Source organism: Pseudooceanicola nanhaiensis (assembly GCF_020171315.1).
Classification (GTDB): domain Bacteria; phylum Pseudomonadota; class Alphaproteobacteria; order Rhodobacterales; family Rhodobacteraceae; genus Pseudooceanicola; species Pseudooceanicola nanhaiensis_A.
This window is the reverse complement of the sequence record NZ_JAIUZP010000005.1, coordinates 171,543-194,951: the sequence shown is the minus strand read 5'-3', so window position 1 is coordinate 194,951 and position 23,409 is coordinate 171,543. Positions and strand designations below refer to the sequence as shown.

Sequence of the window (23,409 nt, the reverse complement as noted above, 5' to 3'; positions counted from 1 at the left end):
TGGGCCCTTCCCCGCTGGCGCGGAGAGGGGCATTTGGTTGTGCAGGCGGGCCGCATCATTCGCCTTCCGCGGCGGCGAGGCGCATCTTGCGCGATTTGCGGATCTGGCTGACGACCGACAGGACGACGATCAGCGCCATCACGATCAGGATGGTCAGCGAGATCGGCCGGTCGAGGAAGATGCCCGCGCTGCCCTGCCCCAGCATGATCGACTGGCGGAAGTAGTTCTCTGCCAGCGGGGCGAGGACGACGGCCAGGATGAACGGCCCGGTGGGATAATCGTTCTTCTTGAACAGGTAGCCCACGACACCGAAGATCAGCATGATCCAGATGTTGAACGGGCTGTAGGCGAGCGAGAAGGCCCCCACGACGCAGAGCGCAATCACCACGTTGGCGAGGTTGCCCTGCACCGCGCGCAGCAGGTTCACGAAGACCGGGATCAGCAGCACGTTGGAGGCCAGCAGGAAGACGTTCGCCAGCACGAGGCCCGCGATCATCGCCCAGACGATATCGCCCGATGTGGTCATCAAGAGCGGACCGGGCCGCATGCCGAACATGATCAGCGCGCCCAGCATGATCGCCGTCCCGCCCGAGCCCGGAATGCCCAGCGTGATCAGCGGGATGAGCGAACCGGGGACGGCCGCGTTGTTGGTGGCTTCAGGCCCCGCCAGACCCGCGATATTGCCGGTGCCGAAGGTTTCGGGCTTCTTCGACAGACGCTTTTCCAGCGCGTAGTCGAGGAAGGTCGCCACAGTGGCGCCTGCGCCCGGAACGATCCCGATGAGCGTGCCGAGAAGCGAGCCGCGCAGGGTCGGCGCGGCGGCCTCGCTCAGCTCTGCCTTGCCGGGGATGAATTCCTTCATCCGGAAGCCGGGTTTGCCGAGGTTCAGCTTCACCCGCTTCTCGAGGTTGTAGAACACCTCGCCCAGACCGTAGAGGCCGATGATGATCGCGACGAAGTCGATGCCCTCGATCAGTTCGGGCACGAAGGCAAAGCGGATCTGCCCCGAGACGTAGTCGCTGCCGAACGTGCTGACCAGCACGCCGAGGCAGGTCACGAGGAACGCCTTGGCGATCTGGTCCCCGGCCAGCAGCATCACGGTGCCAAGGCCCGTGGCCATCAGCAGGAAGTATTCCGGCGGCCCGAGGTAGATCGCATAGGAGGCGATGATCGGCGCGGCAAAGATCAGCACCAGCAGGCCGAAGAGGCCGCCGATGAACGACGAGAAGGCCGAGATTCCGAGGGCCATGGCGCCCCGGCCCTGCTGCATCATCGGGTAGCCCTCGAGCGCCGTGATGATCGCGGGCGCGTCGCCGGGCGCGTTGATCAGGATCGAGGTGATCCGCCCGCCGTACATGGTGCCCATGTAGACACCGGTCAGAAGGCAGAGTCCCGAGGCCTCGGGCATGCCGAAGGTCAGCGGCAGCATCAGGGCGATGCCCGCCGACGGCCCGAGGCCGGGCAGTGCGCCCACGACGGTGCCGATGAGGCCGGCGGCAAAGATGATGGCGATGTTGAAGGGCGTGAGGATCTCGCCGAAGCCCATCATGAGGTTGCTGAGTGCGTCCATGTCAGGGGTCTCCGATCAGACGACGGGGATGTTCAGCCAGAGGCTGAAGATCCCGTAGATCGCCGCGAGGGTGACGGCATTGAGGACCAGCGCCCGCACGAGGCTGTGGCCGAGGAAGGCGAGCGAGATCACCACCATCACCGCGTAGAGCGGAGCGAGGACCGAACCGAAGTGCATCAGTGCGGTGGCGCCGAACAGCAGCGCGGCGGCGATGATCGCGGGGCCTGCAGCCTTGAGCCGTTCAGAGATCTTCTCCGGCAGGAAGGGGCCCTCGGCCTTCAGCCGCGCCTTGATCAGGAGGTAGGCCGCCAGCAGCAGCGCGAGGATGGCGAAGTTCATCGGGACGAAACCGGGGCCGAACCCCTGTTTCGAGAAATACTGGAAGTCGGTGCTCTGGACGCCGAGGACCACCGCGAAGACGGCCGTTCCGGCAATAAGGAGCAGTTCGGAAGCCCGCATGGCAGTCTCCGGCTTGGAAAGTCGATTGAGGGAAGGACGTGCGTCGGGCGCGCCGCCGGTGGGGCGGCGCGCGCCTGTCGTCAGTTGCCGAGCATGCCGAGATCGCCGAGCGTCTCGCGATAGACGGCCTCGGTCTCAGCCAGGTAGTCGGTGAACTCCTGGCCGGTCACGACCAGCGGCACCACGGCGTTGGGCTCGATGTACTCTTTCTGCCAGGCTTCGGTCTCGAACAGCTTGGTCACCATGGCGATCAGCGCGTCGCGCTCTTCGTCCGAGATGCCCGGCGCGGCGGTCAGGCCACGGAAGAGCGAGATCTTGATGTCGGCGCCCTGCTCCGAGAAGGTCGGAACGTCGGGCAGGCTGTCGATCCGTTCCTCGGTGCTGATGGCCAGCGCCTTGAACTTGTCGCTCGAGAGGTAATCGCTGACCGGGCCCGGGTTGGTGATGGCAAAGTCGATCTGGTTCGACAGCAGCGCGGTCACCACTTCACCGTCGCCCTGGAAGGGGATGAAGTTCAGCTCCATGCCGGTCTTCTCGGCCAGCTGCATGGTCACGATATGCTCGATGCTGCCGGTGGCGGTGCCGCCAACGTTCAGCATCCGGCCCTCGGCCTTCAGGTCCGCAAGGCTTTCGTAGCCCTTGGCGGTGTTCACCACCAGCAGCTCCGGGTCGATCCCGATCCGTGCGATGGGGGTGAAGTCGGCGTAGTTCAGGCCGATGTTCGAGGTCAGCGGCGTCGCGATATGCGACGAGGTGATCGACATCAGGTAATAGGGGCTTTCCTTGCGCGCGTTGAGATAGCCCATCGCCACGGCAGAGCTGCCGCCTTCCTTGTTCACGACGTTGATCGGCACGTCGACGATGTTTTCCTGCTCCATCAGCCGCGCCATGGTGCGCAGCATGGTGTCGTGGCCGCCGCCCGGGCCATAGCCCGCCACGAATTCCATCGGGCGGTCGGGGAAGCCCTCTGCCAGCGCCGGTGCGCCCACCAGGGCCAGGCTGACGGCCGCGATACCTGCGGCCTTGCTCAGAAACGTCATTTTCACAATCTCCTCCATATTGAGTGTGTTCGCGGCGCGGTCACGCGCCAAGTGGGGCACCGCGCCAGCCAAGGGCGGCGGAGGCTTCCGCCGCGCCCGAGCGCACGATGTCGATGATCTGGTCGAGGTTCTCTGCCAGCCGGGCGGCAGGGCCCGCGATGTTCAGGGCGCCGACGACCTTGCCCTTGGCGTCGAGGATCGGGGCGGCCACGCCCGCGGCCCCTTCAACGACACCGCGCCGGGTGACGGCATAGCCTGCCGCGCGCGCCTCCTGCACGCGCTCCACCAGCGCCTGCGCCGCGCCCAGACCTTCGGCCTCGGCCCGTGCGGCCTCGTCGGCCAGCGCCGCATCGCTCAGCCCGGTCAGGATCGCGACACCGCTGCTCACCTGCACCGTGCGGCGCGGGATCTCGATGTTGCGGTCATAGCGGATTTCGCGGTCAGGCAGGATCTTGCAGAGGTAGCGGACATAGGCGCCATCGACGACGGCGATAAACCCGGTCTCCTTGGAGGCCGCGACGGCGGCGCGCACGGCGGGCTCGCACCGGCGCAGCAGCGTGCCCTGAAGCACGTGACCGGCCGCCACCTCGCCGGGCAGACGGACGAGGCGATAGGCGGTGTCGCCCTCGCGCTCGGCATAGCCCATGTCGACAAGCATCCGGAGCAGGTTCAGCACGCTTGATTTCGGCGCTTCAAGCGCGGCGCTCGCCTCTGCCAGCGTGACGGCACGGGTCTGCCCGGCCAGCCATTCCAGCAAGATCAGCACACGTTCCGATCCACGTCCTGAACTCATCCACTCCTCCAAATGGTACGTTCAGTATACTGAACGCGTTCAATATTTAAAACTTAGTACCCGAGAGCGACAGCTGCGTCAAGCGGGCGCAGTTGACCGTTTGCAATGACAAGGCGCACGCCATCCGGCGGCGTCTGGAGCGGGGAGTTGGCGGTGACGGCCGGGGACCGCGGCTTGGCGCCGGACGGTCGGGATGGCGGGGAGGGAAAACGGGCTCGAGCTCCGCGCGGCGGGTCCTTTGTCTACGCCGCATTCTGGGGCGCGACCGGACCGGACGGCGGCACGCGTTATGTCAGGTCAGCGGTGCGTCGGGCCGCCGCCTGCGCGATGAACAGTATGACCGCGCCGGTCGCACAGCGACCCTATACAGACGTGAAAACGGCGCACGTTTTCACGTGCGCCGTCTCAATTTCAGCTCTCTAAGCCCCTCAGAAGTCGAGGTTTTCGACGTTCAAGGCGTTCTGCTGGATGAACTCGCGGCGCGGCTCCACCACGTCGCCCATCAGCTTGGTGAAGAGGTCGTCGGCCTCGGCCATGTCCTCGACCCGGACCTGCAGCAGGGTGCGCGCCTCGGGGTCCAGCGTGGTCTCCCACAGCTGTTCCGGGTTCATCTCGCCCAGACCCTTGTAGCGCTGCAGTTGCAGGCCCTTCTCGCCCTCAGACAGGATCGCCGTCAGCAGGTCGAGCGGGCCATAGATGTTCTGCACACGCTCCTTGCGGACGAGCTTGGCGGGCCGGGTGTAGGTGTCGCGGAGCGTCAGGGTCATCTGCCCCAGACGCCGCGCCTCGCCGGACCGCAGCGCGTTGCCGTCAAGGGTGCGGACCTCTTCCACACCGCGCACGGTGCGATTCATCCGGATGCCCTTGTCCTGAGTCTGACGCCCCTCCCAGCCGCGCTCGTATTCCAGCGCGATCAGGTTAAGCCGCTCGGCCACGCGGGCGGCGGTGCCCTGGATGTCATTGTCCAGCACGCCCTGCTCGAAGGCGCCCGCGATGGCCGCCTGTTCGAGGATGTGGCGCGGGTAATGGGTCGGGAAGGCCTCGAGGATGCGCTTCACCGAACGCGCCTCTTCCACCACGCGGATGAGGTCCTGCCCCACGATCTCCTCGCCGGTGCCGAGACGCAGGACCGCGCCGTCGGTGCCCTGCTGGATCAGGTAATCCTCCAGCGAGGCCTGATCCTTGAGGTAGACCTCGGACTTGCCGCGCGCGACCTTGTAGAGCGGCGGCTGCGCGATGTAGAGGAAGCCGCCCTCGATCAGCTCGGGCATCTGGCGATAGAAGAAGGTCAGCAGCAGGGTCCGGATGTGGGCGCCGTCGACGTCCGCATCGGTCATGATGACGATCTTGTGGTAGCGCAGCTTCTTGATGTCGAACTCGTCCCGGCCGATGCCGGTACCGAAGGCCATGACGAGGTTCCCGATCTCCTGCGACGACAGCATCCGGTCGAAGCGCGCGCGCTCGACGTTGAGGATCTTACCGCGCAGCGGCAGAACCGCCTGCGTCCGCCGGTCCCGGCCGGTCTGGGCCGAGCCGCCTGCGGAGTCACCCTCGACGAGGAAAATCTCGGTCTTGGACGGGTCCTTCTCGGAGCAGTCCTTCAGCTTGCCGGCGAGATAGTTCACGTCCATCGCCGTCTTGCGCCGGGTCAGTTCGCGCGCCTTGCGGGCCGCCTCGCGGGCCAGTGCCGCCTCGACGATCTTCGAGACGATCATCTTGCCTTCGTTCGGGTGCTCCTCGAACCACTCGGTCAGCTTCTCGTTCACGAGGTTCTCGACCGCAGGCCGCACCTCGGAGGAGACCAGCTTGTCCTTGGTCTGGGAGGAGAACTTGGGATCCGGCACCTTGACCGAGAGGACGCAGGTCAGACCCTCGCGGGCGTCGTCGCCGGTGAAGCTCACCTTCTCTTTCTTGGCGATGCCGCTTTCCTGCGCGTATTTCGTCAGCGTCCGGGTCAGCGCGCCACGGAAGCCCGCCATGTGCGTGCCGCCGTCCCGCTGGGGAATGTTGTTGGTGAAGGGCAGCACGTTCTCATGGTAGCTGTCGTTCCACCACATCGCCACCTCGACGCCGATACCGTCCCGCTCGCCGGTCATGAAGATCGGCTCGGGGATCATCGGCTGCTTGGAGCGGTCGAGGTATTTCACGAATTCCTTCACGCCGCCCTCGTAGAAGAGCTCGGTCCGCAGCGGTTCCGCGGGACGCTCGTCTTCCAGCACGATGCGCACGCCGGAGTTCAGGAAGGCCAGCTCGCGCAGGCGCTTCTCCAGCGTGGCGTAATCGTAGTTCAGGTTCGAGAAGGTCGAGGTCGAGGAGAGGAAGCGCACCTCGGTGCCCTTCTCGCCCTCGGAATCGCCGGTCACTTCCAGCGGGGCCACGGTCTTCGAATGTTCGAAGCGCACGTAATGCGCCTTGCCGTCGCGCCAGATGCGCAGTTCCAGCCAGTCCGACAGGGCGTTCACGACCGAGATCCCAACGCCGTGCAGACCGCCCGAGACCTTGTAGGAGTTCTGGTCGAACTTCCCGCCCGCGTGCAGCTGGGTCATGATGACCTCCGCCGCCGAGACGCCTTCCTCGGGGTGGATGTTCACCGGAATCCCGCGCCCGTTGTCGCGCACCGAGACCGAGTTGTCGGCGTGGATCTTGACCCGCACGAAGTCCGCGTGACCGGCCAGCGCCTCATCGATGCCGTTGTCCACGGCCTCGTAGATCATGTGGTGCAGACCCGACCCGTCATCGGTGTCGCCGATATACATGCCCGGACGTTTCCGGACCGCATCCAGGCCCTTGAGAACCTTGATGGAATCGGCGTCGTACTGGGGTTCGACCTTTTCGGGTTCGGCCATGCGGGGAGCTCCTTGAATTCCTCCCCGATTTATAGCGTTCGACGGGGGGAATGTCACGCGGATGACACAAGATTTAGGGGGTCTGCCCCCTCAGACGAAGGGCAGGATCGCGCCCACCAGAATCATCATCGCACCAGCCGCGATATTGGTCCGCCGCAGCGCCGTACCGGACTGCAGAAGGCGGCGCATCCGGTCCACGAAAAGCGCCAGCACGAGGTTGCCCACGAAGGGCACGAGGACCGAAATCGCGACGATCGCGGCAATGTCCGTCGCCGTCACCTGCGTCAGGTCGAAGAAGCCCGGCAGTACACCCATGTAGAAGAGGATCGCCTTGGGATTGCCGAGGATCACCATGATCCCGGCGGCAAAGCCCGCCCACATGCCGGGGCGTGTGAGGCGGCTGTCCGCGGCGATCTGCCGGTCGGCATTGCGGATCAGCAGCACGCCCATGGTCAGGAACATCGCCGCCCCGATCAGCCGCAGCACCATCAGGAAGCCCGAGAAGACCGAGACGACCCAGGTCACCCCGATGATCGCGAGGAAGGGCCAGAGCGCATCGCCGAGGCAGACCCCAAGCGCCACCGGCCAGGCCGCGCGGAACCCGCCCGACAGCGCCCGCGCCATCAGCGCCAGCCAGACCGGCCCGGGGGTGAAGAACATCACCACCATGGCCCCCGCGTAGAAGGCCAGCTCCCATCCTGTCAGCGTCATGGCTCAGCTGTCCTCTTCCATGGACTCGTCCGGGGCACCGCCGTCCGAAGGGATCGTCAGCCGCCCCTGCCCGTCCAGCGGCCAGAAGGGGTTGTGCGCCACCTCCCAGACATGGCCGTCGGGATCGGCGTAATAGCCCGAGTATCCGCCCCAGAAGACCTCCTCCGGCGCCTTCAGCGGCTCCGCCCCGGCGGTCATGGCGGCGGCATAAGCCGCGTCCACCCCGTGCCGGTCCGAGAAATTCTGCGCCAGCGTGATCGCGCCCGTCTCGAGCCGCGTGCCCGCGCGGCCCTGATCCTCGGCCAGCGCCTCACGCCCGAAGAGCCCCAGCCCCATGCCGTCCATCTGGTAGAAGCAGACGCCCTCCTGCGCCGCGACCGGCTGCCAGCCGAGATCGGCATAGAAGGCGCGCGACCGCGCCAGATCGGCCACGCCGAGGGTGATCAGCGTCACGCGCTGCACGGGCAATCTGCTCTCGCTCATGTGGGGGCCTCCTCCGCCCTGATGCGACTTTCGCCGCTCTCCTCGGTCACTTCAAGGTACTGTGCGCGGTCGCCCAGATCGGTGAAGAGTTCCGGCCCCGTCCCGGTCATCCAGGCCTGCGCGCCAAGGGCGCAGATCTCGTCGTAGAGCGCGGCGCGGCGGCCCGCGTCCAGATGCGCCGCCACCTCGTCCAGCAGCAGGATCGGCGCTGCGCCGATCTCCTGCGCCAACGCCCGGGCATTGGCGAGGATCAGCGAGATCAGCAGGGCCTTCTGCTCGCCGGTGGAGGCGTCCTTGGCCGCGATCCCCTTTGCGGCCCAATGGGCCTCCATATCCGTCCTGTGCGGCCCCACCAGCGTACGCCCGGCGGCCAGATCCCGGGCGCGCCCCGCCGCCAGCGCCGCGCGCAGTGCCTCCGCGTCCTCCGGCATCTCGCCATCGGACTGCACCAGGGTCAGCTCAGGCTGGGGAAAGGCCGTCTCGGCCCCCTGCGCGGCCTCGGCCAGCCGGGCCAGCGCTGCGCGCCGGTTGGCATCCACCATGGCGCCCGCCTCGGCCATCTGGCCCTCCAGCGCGGCATACCAATGGCCGTCGCGGACCATGTCCTTGAGCAGGCGGTTGCGCTCGCGCATGGCCTTCTCATAGGCCAGCGAGGCATCGCCATGTCCGGGAAAGAACGAAAGCGTCATGCGGTCCAGGAACCGCCGCCGCCCCTCGGCGCCCTCGATCCAGAGCCGATCCATGGAAGGCACCAGCCAGAGCAGCCGCGCCACGCGCCCAAGTGCGCCCTGCGCCGCCGCCTTGCCATCCAGCCGCAGCTGCCGGGCGGCCCCGCCCTCGGCCCAGATCTCGACTTCGTGCACCTGCCGCAGCGACTGCATCACGCCGGTCAGCTTCCAGCCGAGGGATTCGGGCCGCCGCGCCATCTCCTCGGCGCTCGCCCGGCGCAGACCGCGCCCCGGCGAGAAGAGCGAGACCGCCTCCAGCACCGAGGTCTTGCCCGCACCATTGGGCCCGTAGATCGCCACCGGCCGCCCGTCGCAGGCAATGCTCCCGACGCGGTGCGACCGGAAATGCGACAGCCTGAGCTGCGTCAGGCAGAGGCGTTCCATGCCGCGCCCTCATTTTCTTGCAAGAAATATCCCCGCCGGAGGCCGCCGCGCAGCGGCGAGACTGGCAAGTCGCCCGTCACCGTGAGACGTCACACCCGCATCGGCATGACGACATAGACCGCCGAGGTATCGTTGCCCTCGCGCATCAGCGTCGGATCGCCGGAGGAGTTGAACAGGAAGACGGCGTTCTCGCGGTCCACCTGGCTGGCGATCTCCAGCAGGTATTTCGCGTTGAAGCCGATTTCCAGCCGCTCGTCGCCATAGGCCACGGCCAGTTCTTCCTCGGCCGCGCCGCTGTCGGGCGCATTGACCGAGAGGATCAGCCGGTCCTCGTCCAGCGCCAGCTTCACGGCGCGCGACCGCTCGGAGGAGACGGTCGCCACGCGGTCCACCGCGCGGGCGAAATCGCTGGCATCCACTTCCATCCGGCGCGTGTTGCCGTGGGGAATGACGCGGGTGTAATCCGGGAAGGTCCCGTCGATGACCTTGGAGGTCAGCGTGATGTTCGGCGTGGCAAAGCGGACCTTGGTCTCACTCACCGAGACGGCGATCGCCATCTCGTCGTCATCCAGCAGCTTGCGCAGCTCGCCCACGGTCTTGCGCGGCACGATCACGCCGGGCATGTCCTCGGCCCCTTCGGGCAGGGCGGCGTCGATCCGGGCGAGGCGGTGGCCATCGGTGGCGACGCAGCGCAGGACGCGGCCCTCTTCGCTCTCGGCGATGTGCATGTAGACGCCGTTCAGGTAGTAACGCGTCTCCTCGGTGGAGATCGCGAACTTCGACTTGTCGAAAAGACGGCGCAGCACGGCCGCATTGGCCGAGAAGTTCGAGGTGTATTCCGAGGACGCCATCACCGGGAAGTCTTCCTTCGGCAGCGTGGCGAGGTTGAAGTGCGACCGGCCCGCGGCAACGGTCAGGCGGCCTGCGGCGCTGTCATCGGTCAGGGTGACCATGGCGCCGTCCGGCAGCTTGCGGACGATCTCGTGCAGGGTCACGGCGCTGACCGTCGTGGCCCCCGCGCGTTCGACCATGGCAGGCGCCCGGTCGACCACCTCGATGTCGAGGTCAGTGGCGCGGAACTGCACCGTGTCGCCCTCGGCCTCGATCAGCACGTTGGCAAGGATCGGGATCGCGTTGCGTCGCTCAACAACCGAATTGGCCTGGGCGACGGCCTTGAGCAGTGCTGCACGTTCGATACTGAGTTTCATCACTTACTCCTGTCCCATCGCCATGGGGCTGCGCGGCACGCCCCGGGATGGGCAAGGTACCCGTTTCCCGATGCGCCACAAGCGTTTTTTCCACTTTTCCGCCGGATCGGGGACAGCGTCAAGGCGCTCGGCACATGGGCCGGGCGCCTGACGGTCGCGATTGCAGAAATTCGGGGGGACCCGGGTTCGCGCCGGGCGCTCGGGACGTCAGGCCTCCAGCGCGCGGCGCAGCATTTCAAGGTCTTCCGCGACCTGCCCGTCCTGTGCCTTCAGTTCCTCAATGCGGCGCACACCGTGCATCACGGTGGTATGGTCGCGACCGCCGAACCGGCGCCCGATCTCGGGCAGCGAGCGCGAGGTCAGGTGCTTGGACAGGTACATGGCGATCTGGCGCGGGCGGGCGAAGTTGCGCACCCGCTTGGGGCCGATCATGTCGCTGAGACGGATGTTGTAATGCTCGGCCACGCGGCGCTGGATTTCCTCGACGGTGATCTTGCGCTCGGAGGCGCGCAGAACGTCGGCGAGGCAGTCCTGCGTCAGGTCCATGGTGATCTCGCGGCCCACCAGCGAGGCGAAGGCGAAGAGACGGGTCAGCGCGCCTTCCAGCACACGGACGTTGGTGCTGATGCGATGCGCGAGGAATTCCAGCACGCCGGGCGCAATGGCAAGGCCCGGATACTGCTTGCGGAAGCTCTCGGCCTTGGACTGCAGGATGCCAAGACGCAGTTCATAGTCCGTCGGGTGCAGGTCCACGACGAGGCCGCACTGAAGCCGCGACTTGATGCGGTCCTCGAGGTCCTTGATCTCGCCCGGGGCGCGGTCGGCAGAGATGATGATCTGCTTGTGCTGATCGACCAGCGCGTTGAACGTGTGGAAGAATTCTTCCTGCGTGCTGTCCTTGCCGGCGATGAACTGGACGTCATCCACCATCAGCACATCGACCGAGCGGAACAGCGACTTGAAGTCCATCATCTTGCGTTCGCGCAGGGCCTGCACGAAGCGGTACATGAACTGCTCTGCCGAAAGGTAGACCACGTTCAGCTGCGGGTTCGAGCTGCGCAGCTCCCAGGCGATGGCGTGCATCAGGTGGGTTTTACCGAGGCCGACGCCGCCATAGAGGAACAGCGGGTTGAACGTCACCGGGCCGCCTTCGGCCACGCGGCGCGCGGCGGCATGGGCCAGTTCGTTCGGCTTGCCGACCACGAAACTGTCGAAGGTGAACCGCGGATCCAGCGGGGCCGGCGGCAACAGGTCTTCTCTACTCTCCGATGCGATCGCCGCGGGGGCCGCAACGGGCGCCGCAGCAGCAGGCGCGGCGGCAGAGGCCGCAGCCTCGACCGGCTTCGCCGAGGTATTGGCCGCGATCACGGTGAATTCGACCCGACGAATCGACGCGTTGCAGGCGGAGATCTCACCCAAGATCTTGTCACCGAAGTTGCGCGAAACATAGTTGCCTGCGAACGAGGTCGGCGCACTGATCACGGCCACACCATCGCGGGTGGCGGCCAGTTCCAGCGGCTCGATCCAGTTCAGAAAGTTGTTTTGCCCGACGGAGTCACGCAGCTTCAGCTTGACTTCGCCCCATTGTTCTTTCGTCATTTTGCCCCCAAGCGTTTATTGTCCGGCGGATACAAACGCCCGCTGCCGGTTCGGGCACGACCGGGGCTACCTCAGGATTTCAGAACGAAAACCACACCCATCACGCCAAGCAGCAGCAAGGCGCGGTGACAGTGACCTGCGCATCCCCCCACGGGATCAGCAGGCAAATGTGGTAGCCTGTTCGACGATGCAGTCAGAGGTACTCAACAGCTTGGCAGCTCGCCCTCTGATTGCATCGCCTTGGCACGCTCATCGGACATGACTCGATTGTCCCAGCCCAAGACACCCAACGTAGGCTGGTCGTTTCGATGGTTATGACCTGTAAAGGTCTGTCATGCCCCCCCAAGGCGACCGGAATCGCAAGTCGAAGTTAGCAACCGGCGCGGGAGGTGGGCAACCGCAACAACGCGCTTGACTCACACCGGTGTGAAAAGAATCTCCGGCCCGCACAAAACCGCCACACCAACGAAAAAAGGCACCGCCGAAGCGGTGCCTTTCTAACTCAACGGCTTAGCCGGATCAGGCGATGGCCTTAACGCGCGCCGAAAGACGCGACATTTTCCGTGCTGCGGTGTTCTTGTGGAACACACCTTTGGTGACGCCGCGCATCAGCTCGGGCTGAGCTGCCTGCAGGGCGTTTTGTGCCGCGTTTTTGTCGCCGGACGAGATCGCCTCTTCCACTTTACGCAGGAAGGTGCGGATCCGCGAACGGCGCGCCTTGTTCACTGCCAGACGACGGTCGGCCTGGCGGGCGCGTTTCTTGGACTGAGGCGAATTTGCCATGGACGTTCGTCCCCTTTAGGGTTCGGTGTAATCTGAAGCCGCGTCTTTAGGGCCGACTCGTCAGTGAGTCAACACATACGGCCAGTGTTTCTTGCCGAAATGCGCAGATATGCGCCCCCGGCGGTTGCAGGCGGGGTTTGCACCATCCCGCGGCCTACGTCAATCGCCTCTCAATCCCCGGGATCGCGCAGGGTGCTGCGATGCCATGGCGCGGGCTCGCTCAGCTGCCGGCAGACGTCCCGCAGGGCGCTGCGCAGGCCTTCCTCCAGCGTCGGGTGATAGAAGGGCATCTCCAGCACCTGACCCGCCGACATGCCGCATTCGATGGCCCAGGCCAGCAGGTGGGCCAGATGCTCGCCTCCCGGCGCCACGAGGTCCGCGCCGGTCAGGCGCCCATCGGTGCGGCGGGCATGAATCCTCAACAAACCATGGGCTTCTCCCATGGTGCGGGCGCGCCCCTGATCGGCGTAATCCACCGTTCCGGTGACGATGTCGGGGTCTCCGTCCTCGGGCAATGCCCCCACCGTGGCGCAATCGGGACGGGTGAAGGTCACCGCCAGCGCCACCTTCTGCCTCCGGGACGCGACCTCCGGATAGAGCGCTGCATTGCGCCCGGCGATCGTTCCCTCGGCAGAGGCCTCATGCAGCAGGGGCCGTGCCCCATTTGCATCTCCCGCGATGAAAATCGGCGAATCTCCGCACTGCAACGTGTCGGGATCGAAGAGCGGCACCCCCTTGCTGCTCACCGCCACACCCGCCTTTTCGAGGTCCAGCCCCTTCAGATTCGGCGGCCGCCCGGTGGCGACGAGAATCTTGTCGAAGATGTCGCTGCGTCCCTCCCAGGCGAGTCGCACGCCGGAGGCCTCCAATGTCACCTCGGGCTTCACGCCCATATGAAGAGGGAATTCCCGCTCCAGCGCCTCCCGCAGCACCGAACCTGTCGCATCGGGGAGCCCGGCATAGGCCGTTGCCGCGTCAAAGACCGCGACCCGCACACCCAGACGGGCAAAGGCCTGCGCCAGCTCCAGCCCGATGATCCCCGCGCCGATCACGCCGAGGCTCTCGGGCAGGTCCTCGAGCTCGAAGACGTTTTCGTTGGTCAGCAGACGGTCCCCCGCCACGCGGTAGGGCGGCGGCACGAAGGGGGCAGAGCCGGTGGCGATGACGACGGCCCGCGCCGTCACCCGGTCCCCGGTGTCGAGCACCAGCTCCCCCGGCCCGGCAAAGGCCGCCCGCCCCTTCAGCGTCACGCCCTCGGGCAGGCGGGCGATGCTCTTGCGCACGCCCCCGGCGAAATCGTCCCGCAGCCGCCGCACCCGGGCCAGAACGGCAGGCCCGTCGATACGCGGCTCTGCATGGATGCCCAGAAAACCGGCGGACCGGGCACCATGCGCGGCATCCGCTGCCGCGATCAGCAGCTTGGACGGCATGCAACCGTCGTGGGCGCAGGTGGTGCCCTTGAAGTCGGGGTCGATCAGCAGAGTCCGGGCGCCGTGCTTGCGGGCGTGGCTTTCCGCGCTCAGGCCAGCGGTTCCGGCGCCGATCACGGCGACGTCGCAGTCATGCTGCATGGCAGTTCCTTTCCAGCAGGGTTGCCCGTGACCTATGCCGATTTGGCGCCACGTCACCCCCGGGGCAGCCACCTGCCCCGGGCCCGGAAACGAAAAAGGCCGCCCGAAGGCGGCCTCGATCTCGCATCCTGCACCCGCTCAGCGGTCGCGGAACTGCGGCTCGCGCTTTTCCATGAAGGCGGACATGCCTTCCTTCTGGTCCTCGGTCGAGAACAGCGCGTTGAACAGGCGGCGTTCGAACAGCAGACCCTCGGAGAGGGTCGCCTCGTCGGCACGGTTCACGGCCTCCTTGGCGGCCACGACGCTGATCATGCTCTTCTCGGCGATCTTGGCCGCGGCGGCCATCGCTTCGTCCTTCAGCTGCTTGAGCGGCACGACCCGGCTCACGAGGCCCGAGCGTTCTGCCTCTTCGGCATCCATGAAGCGGCCGGTCAGGATCATGTCCATCGCCTTGGCCTTGCCCACGGCGCGAGTCAGACGCTGGGTGCCCCCGATGCCGGGAATGACGCCGAGGTTGATCTCGGGCTGGCCGAACTTGGCGTTGTCGGCGGCAATGATGAAGTCGCACATCATCGCCAGCTCGCATCCCCCGCCGAGGGCATAGCCCGAGACAGCGGCGATGATCGGCTTGCGGGTGCGGCAGATGGCATCGGCTTCGGCGGCGAAGAGATCGCCCACGAAGACATCGGTGAAGCTCTTCTCGGACATCATCTTGATGTCGGCGCCGGCGGCAAAGTACTTCTCCGCCCCCGTCAGCACGACGCAGCGCACCTTGTCGTTGGTCCTGATCGAGGTCAGGAAGTCCGCCAGTTCGCCAAGCAGAACATCGTTCAGCGCGTTCATCGCGTCCGGCCGGTTCAGTTTTACCAGTGCGACGTGGTCTTCTATTTCGACGATGATCGTCTCATAGGCCATGAATTCAGCTCTCATCCGTTACGGCTAGGCACGATTCCCTAGCAGGTTCGGACTGTGTTTCAAGCTATCTTTGGCATTGCGGGCAGTAGAAGGACGACCGCCCAGACTGCACGATTCGAGCCACGACCGCCCCGCAATCCGGCGTTCGGCAGGGCAGACCCTCGCGGCCGTAGACATCGAAATTGTGCTGGAAATATCCAAGTTCCCCATCGGCTTGACGGAAATCCTTGAGCGAGGAGCCGCCCGCCGCGATGGCCTCTTCCAGCACCTGACGGATGATCGGCACCAGCGCCTCGATCCGCGCCCGACCTATCCTTTTGCATAGGCGTGCGGGGTGAATTCCGCCACGGAACAAGGCTTCACAGACATAGATGTTGCCAAGGCCCGCCACCACGCGCTGATCCAGCAGCGCCGCCTTGATCGGCGTGCGCCGCCCGGCCAGACGCTCGGCCAGGTAGGGCCCGTCGAAGGTGTTTCCCAGCGGCTCGGGCCCGAGACCCGAGAGCAGCTTGTGCCCCGCCTCCGCGCCGGTCTCCATCAGGTCCATCGCGCCGAAACGGCGCGGGTCATTGAAGGTGATCCGCGCGCCGGAGCCCATGTTCAACACGACGTGATCGTGTTTCTCGGGTGCCGGATGATCGTGCACGAACCGCCCCAGCGGATCGCCCGAGACCAGCATCCGCCCCGACATGCCGAGGTGGATCAACAGCGTCTCACCGCCCGACAGATCGGCAAGGATGTATTTCGACCGGCGCCGCAGGGCCAGCACCCGCTGGCCCGTGAGCCGCGCAGCCATGCCTTCGGGGAAGGGCCACCGCAGGTCGGGCCGGTTCACCAGCGCCTCGGAAATCACCTCGCCCTCCATCACGGGGGCAAGGCCGCGGCGGACGGTTTCGACTTCTGGCAGTTCCGGCATCTTGTCCTCTCGCGGGGTCGCGTCGCATTGCAGCGGCGGCGCAGCGCCCTATAAGGAGGGGCAGGCCACAGAAAGCGCAAGGGCATGAACGAGAAAACCACTCACTTCGGCTTCCAGGACGTTCCGGAAAGCGAGAAGGCAGGGCGCGTCAAGGGCGTGTTCGGCTCCGTTGCCAGCAAGTACGATGTCATGAACGATGTCATGTCCGTCGGCATCCACCGCATCTGGAAGGACGCGATGATGGACTGGCTGGCCCCCCGGCCCGGCCAGAAGCTGCTGGATGTGGCGGGCGGCACCGGTGACATCTCCTTCCGCTTCCTCGACCGCGCGGGCCATGGCCATGCCACCGTTCTGGACCTGACCGAGCCGATGCTGGTCGAAGGCCGCAAGCGCGCCGAGGCGGCCCAGATGGCCGACAGCCTCGACTGGGTCGTGGGCGACGCCATGAACCTGCCCTTCGACGACAACACCTTTGACGTCTACACGATCTCCTTCGGGATCCGGAACGTGACCCGTCCGCAGGAAGCCCTGAACGAGGCCTTCCGCGTGCTGAAACCCGGTGGCCGCCTGATGGTGCTGGAGTTCTCGCAGCTGCCGAACCCGGCGATGCAATGGGCCTACGACCGCTATTCCTTCAACGTGATCCCCGCCATGGGCAAGATGATCGCGAACGACCGCGACAGCTACCAGTACCTCGTGGAATCGATCCGCAAGTTCCCGGATCAGGAGACCTTCCTCTCCATGGTGCGCGCCGCCGGGTTCGAGAACGCCAAGTACCGCAACCTGAGCCTCGGCATCGCCGCCCTGCACTCCGGCTGGAAGATCTGAGCGGATGCGCGGCCCGCACAACATCTGGCGGCTGGTTCGCACCGGCGCCACCTTCGAACGCACCGGTGCCATGGGCGAGGTGCTGGACGCCATGGATGCGCCGCCGATCCTGCGCACCGCGGCCCGGATCGCGGGCTGGCCGTTCCAGTGGCTGGGCCTGAAGGGCGATCCGGCGATGCCGCCGGTCACCCGGGCGATCACCGCGCTTGGGCCGGCCTACATCAAGTTCGGCCAGATCCTCTCGACCCGCCCCGACGTGGTGGGCCCCGAGATGGCGCAGCAGCTGCGCGTCCTGCAGGACAAGCTGCCCCCCTTCCCGATCGAGACCGCCAAGAAGGTGGTCGAAGCCGAGCTGCAACAGCCGATCGAGGACGTCTTCTCGGAGTTCAGCGCCCCGGTGGCCGCGGCCTCCATCGCGCAGGTGCACCGTGCCCGCCTCGTCGAAACCGGCGAGGAAGTGGCCGTGAAGGTCCTGCGTCCGGGCATCGAGCGGGCCTTCCGCAAGGATATCGACGCCTTCTACTTCGCCGCCTCGATCATCGAATTCCTCGCCCCCTTCTCGCGCCGCCTGCGGCCGTCGGAGGTGATCAAGCATTTCGACGGCGTGGTGCAGGGCGAGCTCGACTTCCGGCTGGAAAGCGCGAGCGCGAACCAGTTCGCCTCCAACACCGCCCATGACGAAGGCTTCACCCTGCCGCAGGTGAAATGGCACGAGAGCGGCCGCCGCATCATGACCATGGGCTGGGCCGAGGGCCTGCCGCTGGGGGACAACGACGCGCTGGATGCCGCGGGCCATGACCGCGTGGCGCTTGGCGAACGGGTGCTTCAGCTCTTCCTAAAGCACGCGCTGCGCGACGGCTATTTCCATGGCGACATGCATCAGGGCAACCTGAAGGTCGCGCCGAACGGCGATATCATCGCCTATGACTTCGGCATCATGGGGCACATCGACGAATACACCCGCCGGGTCTACGCCGAGATCCTCTATGGCTTCATCCAGCGCGACTACCGCCGCGTCGCCGAGGTGCACTTCGAGGCCGGCTACGTGCCCGCCGACCGGGACGTGGATGAATTCGCCCGCGCCCTGCGCGCCGTGGGCGAACCGATCTTCGGCATGGACGCCACCAAAATCTCCATGGGCAAACTGCTGTCCTACCTCTTCGAGGTGACGGAGCGCTTCGGCATGGAGACCCGGATCGAGCTGATCCTGCTGCAACGCACCATGGTCGTGGTCGAGGGCGTGGCCCGCTCGCTGAGCCCGCAAATCAACATCTGGGAAGTGGCCCAGCCGGTGGTCACCGATTACATCACCCGTAGCCTCGGCCCGCGGGCGGTGCTGCGCGATCTTGCCCAGACGGCGCAGGTCATGGCGCGGTTCGGTCCGCGCCTGCCCGGCCTCGTCGAACAGGCGTTGATGAAGCAGGTCGCGGACAAGACCCCGCCCCGCCGCATCAGCAAACGCGCAATTCTGGCAGCGGGTGTCAGCGGCATGGCGCTTGGCGCGGCGCTGGTCGTCCTCGGGGCGGAGCTTCTTTAGGCAACTGCCGCTGATCGGCGCATTTTTGCGACACAGGCAGGCGAAAGGCCGCTGACGGCACCGCGCATCTATCAATGCACTGCGGCCTTCCTTAGTGTCGCGAAAAAGAAGTCCTTTTCGGGGAGAGTCATTTTGAACGCGCGCAATTTGCTTGCCGTTCTCGCTGTTGTCGGTGCTTCGGCACCTCTCGCGGCGCAGGCCCAGACGACCCAGCTCACGAATATGTTCGGAAACCCCGGGGGCTTGATCGACATGCCCTCCGCCGAGGTGGCCCCGGACGGCGAGCTGGCCACGACGCTGAGTTACTTTGGCGGCAGTTTCAAATCGACGCTTTCGTTCCAGATCCTGCCCCGGCTCAGCGGGTCGTTCCGCTACACCGGCATCGACGGGCTCGATTCCACCGGCTTCGACACCTACTACGACCGCAGCTTCGACGTCAGCCTGCTGCTTCTGAAGGAAACGACCAGCTGGCCCGCCCTGTCGATCGGCCTGCGCGACTTCCTCGGCACGGGCCTCTACGGCTCGGAATACCTCGCCGCGACCAAGGGCTTTATGGACGGGCGCCTGCGCGTGACCGCCGGCCTCGGCTGGGGGCGCCTCGGCAGCGCGAACTCCATCGCCTCCTACGGCGACCGGCCGCGGGACGTGCTCGGCAGCGGCGGCATCCCGACCTATGACCGCTGGTTCCGGGGCGATATCGGCGTCTTCGGCGGTGTCAGCTATGCCGCGACGGACAAGCTGACCCTCAAGGCCGAATATTCCTCCGATGCCTACCGGCTCGAAACCGTCACCAACGACACTTTCGATCGCAAGTCGGACTGGAACTTCGGCCTCGACTACCAGGTGACCGATTACCTCAGCGTCGGCGGCTACTACATGTACGGCAGCGAGTTCGGCGTCTCAGTCCGCATGGCGCTGAACCCGAAGAACCAGGGCGTGCCCGGCGGCTCCGAGACCGCGCCGCCGCCCGTGGTGCTGCGCCCGCTGGAGTCGGTCGACGATCTGGGCTGGACGAATGTCCCGGCGCAGCAGGCCTCCTACAAGGCCAAGCTGGCCGAAGAGCTCAAGCCCTATGGCATCTATCTCGAAGCGGCGACGCTGACCGGCCGCGAGGCCGTCGTCCAGATCCGCAACGAGCGCTACGACATCGAATCCCAGGCGATCGGCCGCACCGCGCGGGTCATGTCCCGCTACCTGCCCGGCTCGATCACCACCTTCGTCATCGCGCAGAACGTCAACGGGATGCCCACCGGCTCCGTCGCCCTGAACCGCGCCGATCTCGAACAGCTGGAAATGTCGCCCGCCGACGCGATCAAGGACAAGGCGGTCTTTGCCTCCGGGCTGGCTGCCTCCAGCGCCGCCGTGCTGGATGAAACCTATCCGCGCCTCGACTGGAGCTTCGGCCCCTTCATGCGCCTCGGCTTCTTCGACGTGGACAATCCCCTGCGCGCCGACATCGGCCTGCGGGCCCGCGCTTCCGTCTTCCTGACGCCCGGCCTCATGGTCTCCGGCTCGGTCACCTCCAAGCTGGCCGGGACGCTCGACGAGATGAGCAGCCCGACCACCAGCACGGTGAACGGTGTCCCCGTCGTCCGGTCCGATACGTCGCGCTACCAGGATGGCCCCGAGCCGCGGCTGGAAACGCTCTATGCCGCGCAGTACCTGCAGATGACGCCCGACATCTATGGCCGCCTCTCCGTCGGCTACCTCGAACAGATGTATGCCGGTGTCTCGGCAGAGGTGCTGTGGAAACCGCAGGACTCGCGTCTCGGGATCGGGGTCGAGGCGAACTACGCCAAGAAGCGCGATTACGACGGCGGCTTCGGCTTCCAGGACTATGACGTCTACACCGGCCACGTGTCGGCCTACTACGACATCGGCTGGGGCTTCCACGGCCAGGTCGACGTAGGGCGCTATCTTGCCGGGGACTGGGGCGCGACCGTCGCCATCGACCGCGAGTTCGACAACGGCTGGAGCATCGGCGCCTACGCCACCAAGACCGACATCTCGTCCGAGGACTTCGGCGAGGGCTCCTTCGACAAGGGCCTGCGCTTCACGGTTCCGCTCGGCTGGGCTCTTGGCACCCCGAGCCGCCGGTCCAGCAACTTTGCCATCCAGTCGCTCACCCGCGATGGTGGCGCACGCCTGAGCGTGCCGGGCCGGCTCTACGGCGTGGTGCGCGACTCGCATGAGCCCGAAATGGCCAAGACCTGGGGGAAATTCTGGAGATGAGCGTGACCGCCAAGTTCAAGATCGCCGCCGCCGGGCTGGCGCTGCTGGCGCTTGCCGCCTGCGGCACCACCTACGGGCGCCAGGAAGCGCTGACCCGGGTCGCGGCGGCCTTCACGCCGGGCAAGGGGCAGCAGGAATACCAGGTCAGCAACGCGGACATCCAGGGCGCGCTGCAACGGTTCAACGGGCCGATGCTGCTGGCGCGCGTCCCCTCGCGCAACAGCTCCGCCGTGCTGCGGCGGCTGGCGACGAACGGCCCCTACGAGACCTTCATCACCGGTGACAAGCGGACGCTGATCCTGATCGACGGCATCCTGACCGGGACGCGCGGGCTGAGCCAGGACATCATGGACGCGACCGACAAGGACGTTCGGCAGCTGGTCTACAGCCGCACCGATGGCGTGGCGAACCGCTTCCGCCGGTACCTCGACGTCGAGAACCACACCTACGAACAGTCCGTGACCTGCTACGTGGAGCGGACCGGGTCCGAGGCCGTTTCGGGCGGGGTGATCTCCGCGCAGACCACGGTGATGAGCGAGCGCTGCGTGAACAAGGATGAAGAGTTCACTAACACCTACTGGGTGGATGGCAACGGCATCGTCCTGAAGTCCAACCAGTGGGTCGGCCCGGACAACGGCTATATCGAGGTCCAGTACCTCCGTCGCTGATCTTATCGGGGCGCTGCCTGCGAAAGTGGCCGCGCCCCGATCCTGACCTTTGGTCGGCGACCCTCGCCGCTCCGCAGGCTTTCTCGCCTCCAGAGGCGCCCTCGGCCCCAACAGCACTCGTTTCACCAACCCCGTGCTTCGGCCTCCCGACCGCATCCAGACCCTGTTGACCACCGCCCCGAGGCGCGCCAGCCCTGCCCTGCATCGCGCTATCCGCCCTGCGCCCAAGGGTCCATCGCCCGGTCACCTCGGTAACCGTCAGCTGGCCCCGGACGGTCGCCGCAGCCCGGTCACGTCACTGGTCAGGATCCGCCCCCCACCGGAGAGCACGAGGATCAACTGCCCGTCCACCAGTTGCGTCTCGGTAACGAGAGAGTAGGTCTCGACCGCATCGGTCGCAGCCACGTCGCCGTCGATCATGTTCTCCAGCTCGAAGCTGTAATACCCGAAGGGCAGGACCGCGCCCGACTGGGTCGTCCCGTCCCACTCCACGGGATCGGCAGAAACATCGATCTCGAAGCGGTCCACCTCGTTGCCATCCTCGTCGCGCACGATGACATAGGCTTCATCGGCCGCCGCCAGCGGGTTCGGCGCGAGGGTCACGCTGCTCCCATCCCAATAGGCCGGCGCGATGCTGCGGGCCTCCATCCCGACCCATGCCGAGATATCGGCGAGCCCCGACAGGCCCATCTGGCTGTAAAGACTCTGCAGCAGGTTGTTCGTCATCACCTGCTGTTCCACCCCCGAGAAGGTTGCGAGCTGGACGGCAAAGTCCTCCGCATCCACCGGATCGAGCGGATCCTGATTCTTCAACTGCGTGGCCAGCATGTTGAGGAACGTCTGGAAATCGGAACTGAGCGCTGCCCCGGCCGACCCGCTGTTGCTGGCCGACGTACTCGCGGCAGAGGCCGCCGTCCCCGCCATGGCTGAAATGCTCGTGGTCTCCATCTTGCCTCCTAAAGTCTCAGATCCAATCCGCTCACCATGATCGCCCCATGTGCTGCCAGCACGTCGGCCACGGGCCTGCCCGGCGCCTCCGCCGTCCGGTCTGGCTGACCGCCCTGGGGCGAAGCCTCTCCGTCGCCCCGATCGTCGCTCCTGCCCTGGGAGAAGCTGAGTTGCACATCCTGGTAGCCCTCTGCCAAAAGCTCCCGCGCAAGCGGCTCCGCATGGCGACGCATCAGGTCCAGCGTCTCCTGCCGCTCCACCGTGATGCTGAGGATGACACCACCCTCGGTTGGCTGAACGTGGAGCCGCACATGCCCCAACTCCTCCGGCTGCAGGCAGATCTCCACCGGGCGCTCCACGATCTGGCGCGCGGCCATGGCAATCTGCGCGGCGATCTGGCGCGGCATCGCGGGCTCCGCCCCCCGCAGGCCTGTCGTACGAGGCTCCACCGGCGTCAAAGAACGCCCCGCACCGTCGAAAAACGGCACCTCCGGCCCTTCGGACCCGTCGGACCCCGGCTCCTCGACGACAACGACCGCCTCTTCGACGGGAGGCCCCGCCGCCGGGACAGGTTGCGGGTTTTCGGCCGCCCGGGTGACACGGCGCGCCTCAGACATAGGCCGCGCCTGAACGGGTTCGGCTTCCACCATCACGGGCTCTGCCGGACTGCGCGCCCCCTTATGCGGCAGCGATGTTCCGCCCGCCACCGGGGGCTGCACCGGCACAGGGGCTTCGGGGGTCCCTCGAGGACGTTCCTGCGCGTGGTCACCGCCAGCTGCCAAAGACCGCGCCTCCACAGTCACCCAATGCCCCGAAACAGGCCCTGCGCGGTCCCTTGCGACCGGCCTTCCGTCAACCGGCTGAGGGACTGCTACGGTGGACAGGCCTTCCTTCGACAGGACAACAGGCGCACGCGACGGTCTCGGTGCCGCCATGGCGCGCCTGCTCGCCCCGTCGCTCATCGAGCTCATCCGCGGCATGTCGCGGGGCATCTCGATCTTCTCGGGCGAGACCGGTGACTCTCTGGTCCATCTCTGGTTCTCCCCGTCCTGCATCGAAAGATCAGCACGGGGTTCGGGCGGTCTCGGTTTCGTCCCGGCATGGGAGGCGACCGGCTCGTCGGCCTGGCGCAGGTCACGGCCCACCGGATAGCCCCGGGGCTGGGCTAACGCGCGCGGGCTGCCCTCCGC

General features: G+C 66.3%; 20 protein-coding genes. 4 read left to right on the top strand and 16 right to left on the bottom strand.

Annotated elements, in window-relative coordinates; all coding sequences use genetic code 11:
- Window positions 1-55: 55 nt before the first annotated feature.
- The 14 genes from LCM32_RS08575 to mutM form a co-directional block, all read right to left on the bottom strand.
- Window positions 56-1,570 (bottom strand): tripartite tricarboxylate transporter permease, encoded by a 1,515-nt coding sequence (locus tag LCM32_RS08575; RefSeq protein WP_224820637.1) that lies wholly within the window; start codon window positions 1,568-1,570, stop codon window positions 56-58.
- A gap of 15 nt (window positions 1,571-1,585) precedes the next feature.
- On the bottom strand, window positions 1,586-2,029 hold the full coding sequence (locus LCM32_RS08570; RefSeq protein ID WP_224820636.1) for a tripartite tricarboxylate transporter TctB family protein: 444 nt from the start codon (window positions 2,027-2,029) through the stop codon (window positions 1,586-1,588).
- Between the two features lie 80 nt (window positions 2,030-2,109).
- Window positions 2,110-3,069, bottom strand: a complete 960-nt coding sequence (locus LCM32_RS08565; RefSeq protein ID WP_224820635.1) for a Bug family tripartite tricarboxylate transporter substrate binding protein — start codon at window positions 3,067-3,069, stop codon at window positions 2,110-2,112.
- A gap of 40 nt (window positions 3,070-3,109) precedes the next feature.
- A complete protein-coding gene (locus LCM32_RS08560; protein WP_224820634.1) occupies window positions 3,110-3,862 on the bottom strand; it encodes an IclR family transcriptional regulator in 753 nt (250 codons plus the stop codon).
- A 428-nt stretch (window positions 3,863-4,290) separates the two neighbouring features.
- A complete protein-coding gene (gyrB, locus tag LCM32_RS08555; RefSeq protein WP_224820633.1) occupies window positions 4,291-6,708 on the bottom strand; it encodes a DNA topoisomerase (ATP-hydrolyzing) subunit B in 2,418 nt (805 codons plus the stop codon).
- 90 nt (window positions 6,709-6,798) lie between these two features.
- Window positions 6,799-7,419, bottom strand: a complete 621-nt coding sequence (locus LCM32_RS08550) for a LysE family translocator (protein WP_224820632.1) — start codon at window positions 7,417-7,419, stop codon at window positions 6,799-6,801.
- A 3-nt stretch (window positions 7,420-7,422) separates the two neighbouring features.
- Window positions 7,423-7,887 (bottom strand): VOC family protein, encoded by a 465-nt coding sequence (locus LCM32_RS08545; protein ID WP_224820928.1) that lies wholly within the window; start codon window positions 7,885-7,887, stop codon window positions 7,423-7,425.
- A gap of 11 nt (window positions 7,888-7,898) precedes the next feature.
- The gene (gene recF / locus LCM32_RS08540) at window positions 7,899-9,014 is read right to left on the bottom strand and encodes a DNA replication/repair protein RecF (RefSeq protein ID WP_224820631.1); all 1,116 of its coding nucleotides are present in this window, start codon (window positions 9,012-9,014) and stop codon (window positions 7,899-7,901) included.
- 89 nt (window positions 9,015-9,103) lie between these two features.
- Entirely contained in the window at window positions 9,104-10,222 is a 1,119-nt protein-coding gene (dnaN, locus tag LCM32_RS08535; protein ID WP_222490935.1) for a DNA polymerase III subunit beta, read from the bottom strand.
- A 207-nt stretch (window positions 10,223-10,429) separates the two neighbouring features.
- A complete protein-coding gene (gene dnaA, locus LCM32_RS08530; RefSeq protein WP_224820630.1) occupies window positions 10,430-11,821 on the bottom strand; it encodes a chromosomal replication initiator protein DnaA in 1,392 nt (463 codons plus the stop codon).
- A gap of 519 nt (window positions 11,822-12,340) precedes the next feature.
- Window positions 12,341-12,604, bottom strand: a complete 264-nt coding sequence (rpsT, locus tag LCM32_RS08525; RefSeq protein ID WP_224820629.1) for a 30S ribosomal protein S20 — start codon at window positions 12,602-12,604, stop codon at window positions 12,341-12,343.
- Between the two features lie 170 nt (window positions 12,605-12,774).
- A complete protein-coding gene (locus LCM32_RS08520) occupies window positions 12,775-14,175 on the bottom strand; it encodes a dihydrolipoyl dehydrogenase (protein ID WP_224820628.1) in 1,401 nt (466 codons plus the stop codon).
- Window positions 14,176-14,313: 138 nt separating this feature from the next.
- Entirely contained in the window at window positions 14,314-15,090 is a 777-nt protein-coding gene (locus LCM32_RS08515) for an enoyl-CoA hydratase (RefSeq protein ID WP_224820927.1), read from the bottom strand.
- A 64-nt stretch (window positions 15,091-15,154) separates the two neighbouring features.
- Window positions 15,155-16,006 carry a bifunctional DNA-formamidopyrimidine glycosylase/DNA-(apurinic or apyrimidinic site) lyase gene (gene mutM, locus LCM32_RS08510; protein ID WP_224820627.1) on the bottom strand — a complete coding sequence of 284 codons (852 nt, stop codon included), beginning with the start codon at window positions 16,004-16,006 and terminating at the stop codon, window positions 15,155-15,157.
- A gap of 84 nt (window positions 16,007-16,090) precedes the next feature.
- Here mutM and ubiE point away from each other — a divergent pair, with 84 nt between their 5' ends.
- The 4 genes from ubiE (at window position 16,091) to LCM32_RS08490 (ending at window position 21,271) form a co-directional block, all read left to right on the top strand.
- Window positions 16,091-16,834 carry a bifunctional demethylmenaquinone methyltransferase/2-methoxy-6-polyprenyl-1,4-benzoquinol methylase UbiE gene (ubiE, locus tag LCM32_RS08505; protein ID WP_224820626.1) on the top strand — a complete coding sequence of 248 codons (744 nt, stop codon included), beginning with the start codon at window positions 16,091-16,093 and terminating at the stop codon, window positions 16,832-16,834.
- 4 nt (window positions 16,835-16,838) lie between these two features.
- A complete protein-coding gene (gene ubiB, locus LCM32_RS08500) occupies window positions 16,839-18,371 on the top strand; it encodes a 2-polyprenylphenol 6-hydroxylase (RefSeq protein WP_224820625.1) in 1,533 nt (510 codons plus the stop codon).
- Between the two features lie 222 nt (window positions 18,372-18,593).
- A complete protein-coding gene (locus LCM32_RS08495) occupies window positions 18,594-20,603 on the top strand; it encodes a YjbH domain-containing protein (RefSeq protein ID WP_224820624.1) in 2,010 nt (669 codons plus the stop codon).
- Window positions 20,600-21,271, top strand: coding sequence for a YjbF family lipoprotein (locus LCM32_RS08490; protein ID WP_224820623.1), 672 nt, complete (start codon window positions 20,600-20,602; stop codon window positions 21,269-21,271). Before LCM32_RS08495 ends, LCM32_RS08490 begins: the two co-directional genes overlap by 4 nt.
- A gap of 258 nt (window positions 21,272-21,529) precedes the next feature.
- Here LCM32_RS08490 and LCM32_RS08485 read toward each other — a convergent pair whose 3' ends face one another.
- Window positions 21,530-22,219 (bottom strand): flagellar hook capping FlgD N-terminal domain-containing protein, encoded by a 690-nt coding sequence (locus LCM32_RS08485; protein WP_224820622.1) that lies wholly within the window; start codon window positions 22,217-22,219, stop codon window positions 21,530-21,532.
- 8 nt (window positions 22,220-22,227) lie between these two features.
- Window positions 22,228-22,869, bottom strand: coding sequence for a flagellar hook-length control protein FliK (locus LCM32_RS08480; RefSeq protein WP_224820621.1), 642 nt, complete (start codon window positions 22,867-22,869; stop codon window positions 22,228-22,230).
- Between the last annotated feature and the right edge of the window lie 540 nt (window positions 22,870-23,409).